Source organism: Aurantibacillus circumpalustris (genome assembly GCF_029625215.1).
In the GTDB taxonomy this organism is placed as follows: Bacteria; Bacteroidota; Bacteroidia; order B-17B0; family Aurantibacillaceae; genus Aurantibacillus; species Aurantibacillus circumpalustris.
Genome location: NZ_CP121197.1, coordinates 999436 through 1014236, shown reverse-complemented (window position 1 = coordinate 1014236; position 14801 = coordinate 999436). Strand labels below are relative to the sequence as shown.

Annotated in this window: 8 protein-coding genes; 7 read left to right on the top strand and 1 reads right to left on the bottom strand. The window is 37.4% G+C overall.

From position 1 onward, the window contains the following. The first annotated feature begins 6 nt into the window (after positions 1 to 6). The 4 genes from metH to purH all read left to right on the top strand — a co-directional run bounded on the left by metH (position 7) and on the right by purH (position 6446). A complete protein-coding gene (gene metH / locus P2086_RS04200) occupies positions 7 to 3717 on the top strand; it encodes a methionine synthase (RefSeq protein WP_317899183.1) in 3711 nt (1236 codons plus the stop codon). A gap of 63 nt (positions 3718 to 3780) precedes the next feature. Next, a complete protein-coding gene (locus P2086_RS04195) occupies positions 3781 to 4263 on the top strand; it encodes a hypothetical protein (protein ID WP_317899182.1) in 483 nt (160 codons plus the stop codon). Positions 4264 to 4365: 102 nt separating this feature from the next. Next, positions 4366 to 4749, top strand: coding sequence for a DUF7793 family protein (locus P2086_RS04190; RefSeq protein ID WP_317899181.1), 384 nt, complete (start codon positions 4366 to 4368; stop codon positions 4747 to 4749). A 170-nt stretch (positions 4750 to 4919) separates the two neighbouring features. Next, entirely contained in the window at positions 4920 to 6446 is a 1527-nt protein-coding gene (gene purH, locus P2086_RS04185; RefSeq protein ID WP_317899180.1) for a bifunctional phosphoribosylaminoimidazolecarboxamide formyltransferase/IMP cyclohydrolase, read from the top strand. 148 nt (positions 6447 to 6594) lie between these two features. On the opposite strand, the gene P2086_RS04180 is transcribed toward purH, so the two are convergent. Next, a complete protein-coding gene (locus P2086_RS04180) occupies positions 6595 to 8547 on the bottom strand; it encodes a KUP/HAK/KT family potassium transporter (protein WP_317899179.1) in 1953 nt (650 codons plus the stop codon). Positions 8548 to 8751: 204 nt separating this feature from the next. Between P2086_RS04180 and P2086_RS04175 the strand changes: the two genes are divergently transcribed. From P2086_RS04175 to P2086_RS04165, 3 genes are all read left to right on the top strand, one after another. Continuing rightward, positions 8752 to 10728, top strand: coding sequence for a T9SS type A sorting domain-containing protein (locus tag P2086_RS04175; protein ID WP_317899178.1), 1977 nt, complete (start codon positions 8752 to 8754; stop codon positions 10726 to 10728). Positions 10729 to 10736: 8 nt separating this feature from the next. After that, entirely contained in the window at positions 10737 to 13505 is a 2769-nt protein-coding gene (locus P2086_RS04170; RefSeq protein ID WP_317899177.1) for a T9SS type B sorting domain-containing protein, read from the top strand. Positions 13506 to 13610: 105 nt separating this feature from the next. Beyond that, positions 13611 to 14801, top strand: coding sequence for an RsmB/NOP family class I SAM-dependent RNA methyltransferase (locus P2086_RS04165; protein WP_317899176.1), 1191 nt, complete (start codon positions 13611 to 13613; stop codon positions 14799 to 14801).

Sequence of the window (14801 nt, the reverse complement as noted above, 5' to 3'; positions counted from 1 at the left end):
TTATATATGAATACGATACAAGAAGAACTAGAAAAACGCGTACTGGTTATTGATGGCGCCATGGGCAGCATGATTCAACAGTACAAATTAACGGAAAAAGATTTCCGCGGGAAACGCTTTGCCGATTGGCACAAAGATCTGCAAGGCAATAACGACTTATTGTCGATTACCCAACCTGTTATAATTAAAACCATTCATAAAGAATATTTAAAGGCCGGTGCGGACATCATTGAAACCAACACTTTTAGCGATACCTCTATTGCTATGGCCGATTACGATATGCAAGAGTTTGTGTATGAACTCAATTATGAATCAGCTAAGATTGCTAAAGAAGCGATAGTTGAATTTAAAAAAGAGTTTCCGGAATTTGCACACATTCCAAAGTTTGTAGCGGGAGCAATTGGTCCCACTAACCGCACGCTTTCTTTATCTCCTAACGTAAACGATCCTGGTTATCGCGCGATTACTTTTGATGAACTATCGACTGCTTATACCGAACAAGTAAAAGGATTGATTGACGGTGGCGCCGATTTACTTTTAATTGAAACTATTTTTGATACACTCAATGCCAAAGCGGCATTGTATGCGATTCAAAATTATTGCGCCTCGATAAACAAAAAAATGCCAGTGATGGTTTCGGGAACGATTACCGATGCCAGTGGCAGAACTTTATCAGGACAAACCACAGAAGCTTTTTTAAATTCTGTTTCTCACGTTGAACTTTTAAGTGTGGGGTTAAATTGTGCATTGGGTGCAAAAGACATGCGTCCTTATTTAGAAGAACTTTCTGATAAAGCTCCTTTTTACGTAAGCGCTTATCCTAATGCCGGTTTACCAAATCAATTTGGTGAATACGATCAGGACGCGCATGAAATGGGACACCAAATTGAAGATTTTTTAAACGCCGGTTTCTTAAATATTGTAGGTGGTTGCTGCGGAACAACACCTTCACACATTAAACGTATCGCTGAGTTAGCAAAAGACGCCAAGCCTCGCAAAAAACCTCAACGCGATAGCTTGATGCATCTAAGTGGTTTAGAGCCATACACATTAACTGCTGAAAGTAATTTTTTAAATGTAGGCGAAAGAACAAATGTTACTGGCTCCAAAAAATTTCTGCGTTTAATTAAAGAAGGAAATTATGAAGAGGCTTTGTCTATCGCAAAAGACCAAGTAGATGGCGGTGCACAGGTTATTGATGTGAACATGGACGAAGGCATGTTAGATGGTGAAGCGGCTATGACAACTTTTCTCAACTTAATTGCCTCTGAACCGGATATTTGTCGCGTCCCTATTATGATCGATTCTTCTAAATGGAGCGTGATTGAAGCGGGTTTAAAATGTGTGCAAGGAAAAGCAATCGTCAATTCCATTTCTTTAAAAGAAGGCGAAGAAAAATTTATTGAACAAGCAAACAAAGTAAAACAATACGGTGCAGCTGTAATTGTGATGGCTTTTGATGAGGTTGGTCAGGCCGATACACTTGAAAGACGAAAAGAAATTTGCAAACGCGCTTACTATATTCTCGTTGATAAAGTAAAATTTCCCCCACAGGATATTATTTTCGATCCTAATATTTTTCCAGTAGCTACAGGCATGGAGGAACATCGTTTGAACGCTCTTGATTTTTTTAATTCTACAAAATGGATTAAAGAAAATCTTCCATTTGCAAAAGTAAGCGGTGGAGTGAGTAATGTGTCCTTTTCTTTCAGAGGGAATGATCATGTGCGTGAAGCCATACACAGTGCTTTTTTATACCATGCTGTTAAAAACGGAATGGACATGGGAATTGTGAATCCTGCTCAATTACAGGTTTACGACGATATTGATAAAACATTACTCGAATTAGTTGAAGACGTTTTATTGAATCGCCGCGATGATGCTACAGAGCGTTTAGTGGAGCATGCTGAATCTTTAAAAGGAATTACTAAAGAAAAAACCGAAAAAGACGAAGCTTGGCGCAAAGGAACAGTAGAAGAACGTTTAAGTCATGCCCTTGTAAAAGGCTTAGTAGAATATATTGACGTTGATACAGAAGAAGCCAGACAAAAATTAGGGAGACCGTTGCACGTGATTGAAGGTCCGCTTATGGCGGGCATGAACATTGTGGGCGATTTATTTGGAAGCGGAAAAATGTTTTTACCGCAAGTTGTAAAAAGTGCGCGTGTGATGAAAAAAGCTGTTGCCTATTTAGAACCTTATTTATTAAAAGAAAAAGAAGATAATGCCAAAGCGGGCATTGTTGGAGATGGCAGAACAAATGCTGGTAAAATTTTAATGGCGACAGTTAAGGGCGATGTGCATGATATTGGAAAAAACATTGTGGGCGTTGTTTTAGCTTGTAACAATTACGAAATAATCGATTTAGGGGTAATGGTTTCTGCTGATAAAATTTTAGAAGAAGCTAAAAAACACAATGTGGATGTTATTGGCTTAAGTGGATTGATAACGCCATCGCTAGATGAAATGGTGCACGTTGCCAAAGAAATGGAACGCTTAAGTTTTAAAACACCTTTATTGATTGGAGGAGCAACCACTTCTAAAGTGCATACTGCGGTGAAGATTGCGCAAAATTATTCTGGTCCGGTAGTACATGTGAACGATGCAAGTAAATCAGTTCCTGTGGCAAGCAGTTTAATTTCAAATGAATTGCGTGACGATTTTATGTTGGAAGTTAAAAAAGATTACGATCGTGTACGTGAACAAAATAAAAATGCTCAGTCGCAAAATAAATTTATTTCGATGGAAGAAGCGCGTCAAAATAAATTCCCAATCGATTGGAATAAAACAGAAATAACCAAACCGAGTTTTATTGGAAACAAAGTATTTAGCAACTACGATTTAAAAGAAATTTCTGAATACATCGACTGGACGCCGTTTTTCCACAGTTGGGAAATGAAAGGTTCTTATCCAAAAATCTTAAAAGATCCAACACGTGGCGCAGAAGCGCAAAAATTATTTGACGATGCACAAAACATGCTTAAAAAAATCATCTCAGAAAAATGGTTAACAGCCAATGCGGTATTTGGGATTTATCCTGCGCAAGCGGTTAATGATGATGATATTGAAGTGGTGTATGAAAATGGCCGAACAAATAAATACCTTTTTCATTCTATTCGTCAACAAACCAAAAAACCTGCGGGTCAATACAATATTGCGCTTGCCGATTTTATTAAACCGAAAAATGGTTCTAACACACCAACAACAGATTATCTTGGTGCCTTTGCTTCCACTACTGGTATTGGCATTGACGAACACGTAGCTCGTTTTGAAAAAGATCACGACGATTACAGTGCCATTATGTTGAAAGCCATTGCCGATCGTTTGGCGGAAGCTTTCACAGAATTACTTCACAAAAAAGTACGCAAAGAATATTGGGGTTATGCGAAAAACGAAACGTTTAGCAACGAAGAATTAATCAAAGAAGAGTATGCCGGTATTCGTCCCGCGCCAGGTTATCCAGCACAACCTGATCATACAGAAAAACTCACCATTTGGAAATTGTTGGACGTTGAAAAAAACACCGGCATAAAACTTACCGACAGTTTAGCCATGGTGCCAACAGCTGCCGTGAGCGGGTTATACTTTGGGCATCCACAAGCACATTATTTTGGTGTTGGAAAAATAACCAAAGACCAAGTCAAAGATTACGCAAAACGTAAAAGCATGAGATTTGAAGAGGCTGAGAAGTGGCTTGGGCCGGCACTAGGTTACTAACTGTGTCGCCTCCTAAATTAAGCTAACAATGAATCATTTTAAAATAAATATAAAACCAGCGTTATGAAGAGATCTATTAATTTTACAGCATTATGCTTGTGCCTATTAAATTTTACCTCATGTAAAAAGGGAGAAACAGGGCCACAAGGGAAAGATGGGAGTTCCAACGTTCAGTCTTATACACAAACTGCCGTTAATTCTAGTTGGACTTATAACAATTCTGAGAACTCGTACGATGTAACATTCACCGTTCCCGCTATTACCGAAGCGGTTGTAAATGGTGGCACTATACAAGTATTTTTAGGAATAGGGACCACAACCACACAATGGGCAGCCATGCCTTTTGCTTATGGCAATACTCAATATAACTACGACTATCAACTCGGTAAAGTGAATATATATGTGACGCTTGGAAATGGAAACACTCCAGACAATCCAGGCGGTCTTCAATTTAAAGTTGTTGTAATTCCCCCGGCTTCAAAATCTGCCCTTCCGGATAACAGCGGTACAAATGTTCAAACTGAAACAATATTTAGCGTAGGATAAACCTTTAGTTTAATTTTCAGAAACATTTAACAAAATACTACAAGCTTCGGTGGTCTTGCTTATTACGTTTATATAAGTAATTTTACTTTCAAATACTTTGACATGAAAGAATTTGAAACACCAGTTTTTAAAATGATCATTCATGATAACCTTATTAAAGAGGTGAAAGTAAAAGCGAATCAAACGCTAACGGAAAAAGACGTTTGGGAATCAAGAGACTTATCCGATTCATACAAACCAAACGCTAAGTTTTTTGTACTAATTGAAGGAGAAGACAACACTTCCGTTTCATTTGCAGCAAGAGATGCTGCCGCGTCGGAAGAATATTCTAAAAACGTAGCGGCTTTAGCTTTACACAGCAAAAAACCGCTCGATACAATCATGGGCAATTTGTTTCTAAAAATTAAACGGCCTAAAGTCCCCACTAAATTTTTTGAAGATCGGCAAAAAGCGATGGAATGGCTTACTGAGCTAGCGAACAAATAACCTCTCCTCAATTAGAACTTCGAAGAGATTGCCACCAATTACACTAATTTTCACTAATGATTTGTGTTAATTCGTGAAATTCGTGGCAAATCTCTCTTGCTTTTCAACGTTTTTAAACAATACTTACTCGTTCCATTTCTTCACTTATCTTTGCGCTTTATTTCGAAAAAATGGGCAATTCAAAAACGATCAAAAGTGCACTGGTTTCAGTTTATTACAAAGACAATTTAGAGCCGATTATTAAAAAACTACACGCATTAAATGTAAAGCTCTATAGTACAGGCGGCACACTTTCTTTTATTGAAAAATTAAATATTCCTGTAACGGCTGTAGATTCTGTTACAAGCTATCCCGAAATTTTCGGTGGTCGCGTAAAAACATTGCACCCCGCTATTTTTGGGGGAATTTTAAATCGCAGAGATAATGCTTCTGATATAAAAGAAAAACAACAACATAACATACCTGATATTGATTTAGTTATAGTTGATTTATATCCTTTCGAGGAAACTGTTGCAGCTAAAGCCTCAGAGCCAGATACCATTGAGAAAATTGACATCGGCGGAATTTCTTTAATTCGTGCCGCTGCTAAAAATTTTAATGACGTGGTGATTGTTTCTTCACGCAACGATTATTCAGAATTATTAAATTTATTAGAAACTAAAAACGGTAAATCAGAGTTGGCAGACCGTAAACGTTTTGCTGCAAAGGCTTTTGCCGCCTCATCGCATTACGATACTGCTATCTTTAACTATTTTAATCAAAGCGAAAATATTCCTGAATTCAAACAGAGCGTTCAAAAAAGTCAGGTGTTACGTTACGGCGAAAACCCACACCAAAAGGGAACTTTTTACGGCGACATTGATGCCTTATTTACAAAATTGAACGGCAAAGAATTATCCTACAATAATTTATTAGATGTAGACGCTGCTGTAAATTTAATTGGCGATTTTACCGAACCTACTTTTGCGATCTTAAAGCACAACAACGCTTGTGGTGTAGCTTCAAGAGATACCATTGCACAAGCTTATAAGGACGCTTTGGCTGGCGATCCAACTTCTGCATTTGGCGGTGTGTTAATCGCTAACAGAACAATCGACATCGATTCAGCCACTGAAATAAATAAATTATTCTGTGAAGTTATCATTGCCCCTGGTTATAACAACGACGCTGTAGCTTTGTTAAAATCAAAACCAAACCGCATTATCCTTATTCAAAATAAGGTAGGGTTTAATAAAAATTCGTTCCGCACTTTATTGAATGGTGTAATTGAACAAGATAAAGATTTAAAGATAGAAACAGAAGCAGATTTAAAGCCAGTAACAACATTAAAGCCTTCTGCGAGTGAAATTAAAGATTTATTATTTGCTAATAAATTAGTAAAACACACCAAATCAAATACCATTGTTCTTGCTAAGAACGGTCAGCTCCTTGCAAGTGGCACTGGTCAGACCTCACGCGTGGACGCATTAAGGCAAGCCATTCACAAAGCACAAAGTTTTGGTTTTGATTTAAACGGCGCGGTAATGGCAAGTGATGCTTTTTTTCCATTTCCTGATTGTGTCGAAATAGCTCATGATGCGGGAATTAGAGCAGTTGTTCAACCAGGCGGTTCTATAAAAGACAAAGAAAGTATTGCTTATTGTGATGCAAATGGAATGAGCATGGTGATGACAGGCGTGAGACATTTTAAACATTAATTATTAACAGCGCTCAAAAGTTCTAAGTTTTTAATTTTAGACTTGTCTATTTATTTGGCTTGACCTAGCTATTGAATACGTGCATGATCCACTCAGTTTAATTTCATTGCACGTTTAAAATGGTTACGTACTAAGCGGTCTTCCCGTTTTATGATATTCGCTTCAACACGATATCCTTCGGAGGACTAATCACCATTGGAAATTTCTCAACCTTAACAGAACTACTATCCAAACCGAAAGCTTTGGCTTCACTCAAACTGAACCGTTTCAAAGTAAAATAAATATTAAGAATTAGTTTTTCGTATAAAGGTAAATCGTTTTCGTAGGACAAGAATTTTTCCAAAACCACAAATTTAAAATCACCTATTACATTGTTTTTATTTAAAGACTCGTAACGACTTGTAATATCCACTTCCCCATTCTTTACAAGGTCCGTCACCACATTTCTAAACATCAGATTTACGCGCGGGGCAATTCTAAATCCAATTCTAAAGTCAACACGTATGATATCTTCATTTGCAATGTGTGTTACTTTATAGTCCATGCGATATGGTTCATCCATTACGTCAACGTGCACAAACCAATAGATGTCTGCTTTTTTCGGACGCTTCTGTAAAATAGAATAAATGATTTTTGATTCTATTTCATTAGGATTGTTTGCACTCGTCATGTAAATTAAATGTGTAGCGTACTTCTGAATACTTGGATCAGTGCTTAAATCCACTAACATAGGCTTATAGTTATCGAGAGGAACTAAGTCAATGTATCTGCGACGGATTAATTTAGCCATGTACCAGCAGCCCATTATTCCCGCTAAAAATAGGGCAATGCAAAAGGTAACATAACCGCCTTTTGGGAATTTTTCTAACAATGCAATTAAAAACGTTCCTTCAATAATAATGTAAACCGGAATAAAAATGTATAAAAATAGTTTTGGATATTTCTTTAAACGCATAAAAAAAGCCAACAAGCGCGAAGACATAATCATTCCAAGAATGATCGTTAGTCCATAAGCAGCTTCCATATTTTTAGCTTCTTTAAAGAAAAGTACAATGGCCACGCAACCAAAATAGAGTAACCAGTTGATGGAAGCGATATACATTTGTCCTTTTAATTCCGTTGGGTATTTAATTTTAACCTTCGGCCAAAAATTCAATCGCATGGCCTCATTAATAAGCGTGAACGAACCGCTAATTAAAGCTTGCGAAGCAACAACGGTTGCAATGGTTGCAATACCAATTCCTACTGGTAAAAACCATTCTGGCATAATTGAATAAAATGGGTTAGAACCAGCTAGCTTTTTTCCATCCATTGAAATCAACCAAGCCGTTTGTCCAAGATAATTTAATACCAACATACTTTTTACAAACACCCAGCTTACACGAATATTATCCCTACCACAATGGCCCATGTCTGAATAAAGCGCTTCTGCTCCTGTCGTACAAAGAAACACAGCGCCCAATAGCCAGAAACCGCCAGGATGATTCACTAAAAGGTTAATGCCATAATAAGGATTAAACGCTTTTAGAACTGTTAGGTTCTGTGCTAAACCATTTATGCCCATAACACCCAATGTGAGAAACCATATCAACATCACCGGGCCAAAAAACTTTCCAATAAATTTGGTTCCAAATTGTTGAATGAAAAATAAACCTGTAATAATAGCAATAACAATGGGGATTGTGTGAATGTGACTAAACCTCGGGATAAGCTTTAATCCTTCAATTGCAGAAGCAACGGAAATTGGCGGCGTGATAATTCCTTCTCCCAAAATACAACAACCACCAATGATTGCTGGAAAAATCAGCCACTTACGTTTTGCTTTTTTTATAAGCGCGTATAAAGAAAATATGCCGCCTTCACCTTTATTGTCGGCTCTGAGTGTAAAAATTACATATTTTATTGTTGTTTGAAAAGTAAGCGTCCAAATAACAAGCGACATAGCGCCAATAATTACATTGGCATTAACCGTGTTTTCCCCAACCACAGCGCTCATCACATAAAGAGGCGAGGTTCCAATGTCTCCGTAAATTATTCCAAGTGTAACGAGTAAACTTCCGAGTGTAATTTTATTGAGGTTGCCGTGGTGCTGCTGTCCCATTGTGGGCTTTAAGTTTAAAACGGGGCAAAATTACTATAAAATCACTAAACGACGCAATAAATGACTAATAATTTGAACTTCCAATTAAGTCGCATGTCATTAACTCGGCCAAGCAACTATTGAGTTAAATTAGCCAAAAAAGGCGGTTTTAAATGTTTTTTTACATAAATTTAATATCACTTTGTAACCACTTAAATTAATTATATGAGGTTTTTAATTACATGTTTTATTATTGTTAGTGCTTTTGTTTTATCTGCACAAGTGAATAAAAATACTTTTGCAATAAACAAAGCTGGAATTGTAAATGTAGAGGCAGCTTCAAATGAACAGCCTCTTAACAAAGAAGTAATTGAAATGCCCAAACAAGGTTTGTCTTATGCCTCAACAAACAAAACACATTTTGTTCATCCAAAAAGATCGACCATAAACTATAGCGCCATAACAAACGATTTTGCGCCTTCACTGATGGTAAAAGAAATGCCTAGACAAGGTTCAAAAAAAATGGTAGTTTATAATTACTCTAACACGCCAACTTCTTCGAACTTGCGCAGCAGCGCTACACAATCCGTTTTACCTGATCTTGTGAAACTTCAAAGTTTTTTCGGAAACAATTGGGGCATAAGCACTCCTAACGATAATGATATGGCAATCTCTGATTCGGGGATTATTGTTTCTGTAATTAACACAAATATTTACATCCGTAACTCTGTAACTAATTCTGTTTCCCCTGCCAAATCACTAGCTGGGTTTACGAGTCCTATCAATAGTAAACATCAAGAATTCGATCCCAAAGTAATGTACGACCCGTCTACCGATCGATTTGTTTTAGTTTGTTTGGTAGGTTCAACCGACTCAACAAGTAAAATCATTGTTGGGTTCACACAAACAAACAATCCTAATGGCAATTGGAATTTATATACACTGCCCGGGGATCCATTAAATTATGGATTGTGGTCAGACTATCCTATGATAGCGATGACAGATAAAGAATTATTTTTGTCTGTAAATCTTCTGTACAACGATAGCACGTGGCAGGCTGGTTTTGTTGAAACCTTAGTTTGGCAAATAAACAAAGGTAACGGTTACGACGGTGTTGCTTTAAATTCCGATCTTCATTCAAATATTAAATTTAACGGCAAAGCAATAAGAAATTTATGTCCTGTTAAAGGTGGCAGCCATTTGTATTCTCCAAACATGTATTTTGTTTCAAATAGGAATTTAGCCTCACAAAACGACACCGTTTTTTTGGTCAACATTACCGATACAATTGGTTCGCCAACTGGCACCGTAACAACAAAAGCAATGGTTTCCGATCAGCCTTATTATTTTCCTAATGATGGAAGACAGACCATTTCTTCTCAATCACTGGCAACCAACGATTGTCGTAACTTAGGCGCCTTTTACGAAAACGGAATTATTCAATATGTTCACAACACAAATAACCCTCTTAATAGTCATTCCACAATTTATTACGGAACAATTAGCAATCTTCAGACAACAACTCCTGTTGTAAACGGTTATATTTTACCTAACGATACCATGGATTTTGCTTATCCGAATATTTCTTATGCCGGAAATTCCAATACAGACAATACTTCCATTATCAGTTTTAACCACAGTTCTGATAAAGTTTTTACGGGCTGCTCAGCCGTAAGAGCAGATGGACTTGGAAATTTTTCACCAATTTTACGGATCCAAAATGGCACAACCTACGTAAACCTGCTTACTAGCAATCTCGAGCGTTGGGGAGATTATTCGGGGTCGCAACGTAAATATAACTCTCCTGGTGAAGTGTGGATGAGTGGATACCAAGGTCGTTTCTACAACGGAAATTTTCCAAACGCACACGTGGCATGGATTGCTCAAATAAAAACCGATACCTCTACAGCTTACCTAGTGGGTGTAGAGAATAAAAACAAATCCCTTTCCAACACATCTGTTTACCCTAATCCTGCTCGTGATATTTTTAGCGTTGAGGTAAGTTTAACTAAACCAGAATATCTCAGTTTTGAATTATTAGACCCGCAGGGTAAATTAATCGAAGTTTTATTGAGAGATTGGGTGACTGTAAAAGAAAATCTTTTTAGCTTCAATACAACTGGTTTAAGTAAAGGCGTTTATTTTTTGAAAATTTCCGGTAACAACAATACCTCTATTATTAAAAAAATTATTATTAATTAATATTTCTCATGTTTAAACGCCTCCCTCTTTTCGTTCTGTTTTTTACACTTGTAAGCTTTCTTACCATAAGAGCTAGTCATAACCGCGCCGGTGAAATCACTTATGTGCGTATTGCTCCCTTTTATACCGTGCAAGCTGGAATTACAGTGCAGGTTTACACTTACTCCATTACAGTCATTATTTACACCGATGATGCGATATTGTCAGGCGGCAACGGAATTGCTGACCGTTGTAAGGACACTATCTATTTTGGAGACGGAGACATAGGTATTGCTCCGCGTTTAAACAACCCTCTCAATATTTGTGGGTGTGGCTCTATGAACAATACCGCTATTGGCTGCGGCTCTTTAATTGTAAGCGATGCAGATTATAAAGTGAAAAAAAACATTTATGGCATTGTTCACACTTATCCTGGTCCGGGAGATTATATAATTAGTACACTAGACCCGAATCGTAATAATGGAGTAAGGAATATGCGAAACTCTTTTGATGAGCCTTTTCATATTGAATCTAGGTTAATCATAAATGCTTTTACCGGCGCCAATAGTTCTCCCATTTTCGATTTCGCTCCAATTGATAAAGCCTGTATTGGCGTTTGTTTTGAACATAACCCTGGAGCTTTCGATCCAGATGGTGACAGTTTAAGTTATGAAATTTCAACCCCAAGAGGGCAAAAGGGCCAAACCGTTGTAGGTTATTTTGATCCCGAAACACAGGCTGGCGGATCCTTTGGTATTGATCCCGTTACAGGTTTATTGCGTTGGTGTAATCCTATTTATCAAGCTGAATACAACATCGCTTTTAAGGTAATTGAATGGCGAAAAAACACAAGTCGTAAATACGAAATAATAGGATATGTGCTACGAGATATGCAGGTAATTGTAAGAACCTGCGATAATTCCCCGCCATCCATAACCGTGCCTAGCGCCTGTGTTGAAGCAGGAAAAACTGTTACAGCTAATCTTATCGTTAAGGATCTAAATAATGGCAGCTTTGTAACCGTAAAAGGCGGCGGTGGTGCTTTTGAAGCAAATAGTCCAATCGCCACGTTTAATCCTCAATCCGGAAACACCTACACCTCAACAGGAAGTTCTTTTGCAGTATTTTTTTCCTGGCAAACAAATTGCAACCACATTAGAAACCAGCACTATTATACCACTTTTAAAGTTGAGGATAATGGAACTCCTAAATTTCCTATCAAACTGGCTTCTTTTAGCACCTTTGATATAAGAGTTGTTCCACCATCCGTAAAAAATGTTACGGCTGTACCAAGCGGATCTGATATGAAAGTTAGTTGGAGCCCTTCGGTATGTAGTCCAACAGAAAATCCGCTCGTCGGATATAAAATTTATCGCAAACAAGATTGTAATCCATACATACCTGAGCCCTGCCAGGTTGGTGTTCCCGCATCCAGCGGATTTACATTAATAGGCAATGTTACTGCTTCCGTTAACTTATTTACAGATAATAACAACGGTGAAGGTTTAATTGTTGGTCAAGACTACAGTTATATGGTTGTTGCGGTATACAAGGATGGGACCGAGACATTTGGAAGTTCGCAAATTTGCGCAAAACTAAAACGTAATGTTCCGGTTTTACTCAATGTAGATGTAGATTCTACCTCGGCTACCGGAGCAATTTTATTAAAATGGATTCATCCTCTTACTGGTACAGCAAACTTCGACACTACTATTTTTACAGGTCCTTATCAACTTAATCTCAAACACAGATCTGGCTCAAGCGGCACATACACAACTATTGCAACCTTTACTAGTAATCTTGTAGCACTCCTAGATACTCAGTATGTTCACAAAGATTTTAATACCGAAGTAGGTACTGAAGAGTATCTTGTTGAGTTTATTTCAGGAACGACTACAATTGGTTCTTCGCAAAAAGCCCCGTCTGTTTTTTTAACCACAAAAGGTTCTGATAGAAGAATTAATCTGAAATGGACAGCAAATACGCCTTGGAAAAATTCTTCCTATAAGATAATGAGAAGAGATTCTTCGTCTAACGCTTTTGTTTTGGCCGGCACAACCTCTCAAATGAGTTTTATTGACTCTTCAAATGTTATAAACGGAAGTTCATACTGTTATTATGTTATCAGTCAAGGAAAGTACTCGGACCCTAGTATTTATAGCCCTCTGATAAATAAATCGCAAATATCGTGTGCAAAAGCCGTTGATACTATTCCACCAACAACCCCTACAATTAGTATTGATGCAGACTGTCCGTATGGCATAGTTCTCGTTAGTTGGGGCGACATCAGTCAAATATATAGAAGCGACGACGTGGCTAAATACACGCTTTACTATAAATCTTTTGTAAATTCGGAGTATAAAAAAATTGCGGAGATTTTAAGAAATGAGCCTTTAGTCTTCAAACAAGATGACCCTAATTTGTTTTCAGGTTGTTACGCTGTAAAAGCTACTGATATACACGAAAATGTTGGGCCTTTGAGCCCTGATTTTTGTATTGATAATTGTCCAATATTTGAATTACCAAATGTATTTTCACCAAATAAAGATGAGGTAAACGATTTTTTTCAGGCGATAAGAGTCAGACAGATAAAGGAAATTGACCTTTCTGTTGTTGATCGTTGGGGACATCTCGTTTATACCACAAAGGATCCATATTTCAAATGGGACGGTATCAGTAATGTTACAAAAGTTCCTGTAAGTGAAGGAACATTCTTCTATGTGTGTGATGTTTACGAACCACGTTTAAAAGGTATTGTCAAGCGGACACTGAAAGGTACCGTACAAGTTGTTCGATAGTTACACTCCTAATATCCAACGCAAAACCATTTCTATAATCGGAGTTAATCTATATTTATTAAGGCTTTGCCAAGTGGTATTGGTAATTACCACTATCTTTGCAAAATGAAACTTTATAAAAACCTTGTTAATTCCGTTGCAGCAACTGTTCAAGAAATATTTATTAAAAACAGATATGCAGATAAGGCGCTTGAAAAAGTATTCAAACAAAACCCACAATGGGGAAGCAGAGACAGGCGCTTTGTTGCAGAAGGAGTTTATGATATTGTTAGAAATTTTCGTTTATACAGCGAGTTAGCCGATTCTCAAACCAATTTTTGGTTTATAACAGCAGTTTGGCTTGTGGTTAAAAAAGTTGAAATACCAGATTGGCAAGAGTTTAAACACGTTGACGTTCCTTATATTTTAGCACACCAAGAAAGTTTAAAAACAAATGTACCACTCTATGAATCTTACCCAGATTGGCTTTGGGAATTAGGCTGTAACGAATTAGGAGAAGAAACTTGGTTAAAACAAGCTGTTGCGATGAACGAACAAGCTTCGGTTTTTTTACGTGTAAACGCACTTAAAACAAATAAACAAAAACTTTCTGAAGCATTACTCGCAGATAAAATTGAAACATCCTCTGTTGAAAATGTCGAAAACGCTTTACGCTTATCAAAACGTGAAAATGTTTTCCAAACAAAAACTTTTAAAGAAGGTTGGTTCGAAGTGCAAGACGCCGGTTCACAACTTATCAGCGAGTTTCTCGATCCTAAGACTAACGATTTAGTTATTGACGCTTGCGCCGGCGCAGGTGGAAAAAGCCTGCACCTTTCTGCTTTAATGAAAAACAAAGGGAAAGTTATTAGTCTTGATATAGAGGCTTGGAAACTTGAAGAATTAAAAAAACGCGCCAAACGCGCAGGCGCTTCTAATATTGAAACCCGAGTGATTGAACCCGATCAAACAATTAATAAACTGCATAACAAAGCAACCAAACTATTATTAGATGTTCCTTGTAGTGGCTTGGGCGTTCTCAAACGTAACCCTGATGCCAAATGGAAATTGACAGCAGAAACGATTGAGCGGACAAAAAAAATACAGGAAAGTATTTTATCGGACTATTCAAAAATGCTCTCTACTGGTGGGCTTATGGTATATAGCACCTGCAGCATTCTGCCAAGTGAAAACCAACATCAAGTCAGTACGTTTTTAAACAACAACGCTAATTTTGAATTGCTAAAAGATAGCACGCTTTTACCAAGCGAAGGGTTTGATGGCTTTTACATGGCCTTACTTAAAAAAACTTCTTAG

Coding starts and splice junctions, on each gene's coding strand:
- P2086_RS04195 (WP_317899182.1), top strand. CDS start 3,781: ATGAAGAGATCTATTAATTTTACAGCATTATGCTTGTGCCTATTAAAT.
- P2086_RS04165 (WP_317899176.1), top strand. CDS start 13,611: ATGAAACTTTATAAAAACCTTGTTAATTCCGTTGCAGCAACTGTTCAA.
- P2086_RS04175 (WP_317899178.1), top strand. CDS start 8,752: ATGAGGTTTTTAATTACATGTTTTATTATTGTTAGTGCTTTTGTTTTA.
- purH (WP_317899180.1), top strand. CDS start 4,920: ATGGGCAATTCAAAAACGATCAAAAGTGCACTGGTTTCAGTTTATTAC.
- metH (WP_317899183.1), top strand. CDS start 7: ATGAATACGATACAAGAAGAACTAGAAAAACGCGTACTGGTTATTGAT.
- P2086_RS04190 (WP_317899181.1), top strand. CDS start 4,366: ATGAAAGAATTTGAAACACCAGTTTTTAAAATGATCATTCATGATAAC.
- P2086_RS04180 (WP_317899179.1), bottom strand. CDS start 8,547: ATGGGACAGCAGCACCACGGCAACCTCAATAAAATTACACTCGGAAGT.
- P2086_RS04170 (WP_317899177.1), top strand. CDS start 10,737: ATGTTTAAACGCCTCCCTCTTTTCGTTCTGTTTTTTACACTTGTAAGC.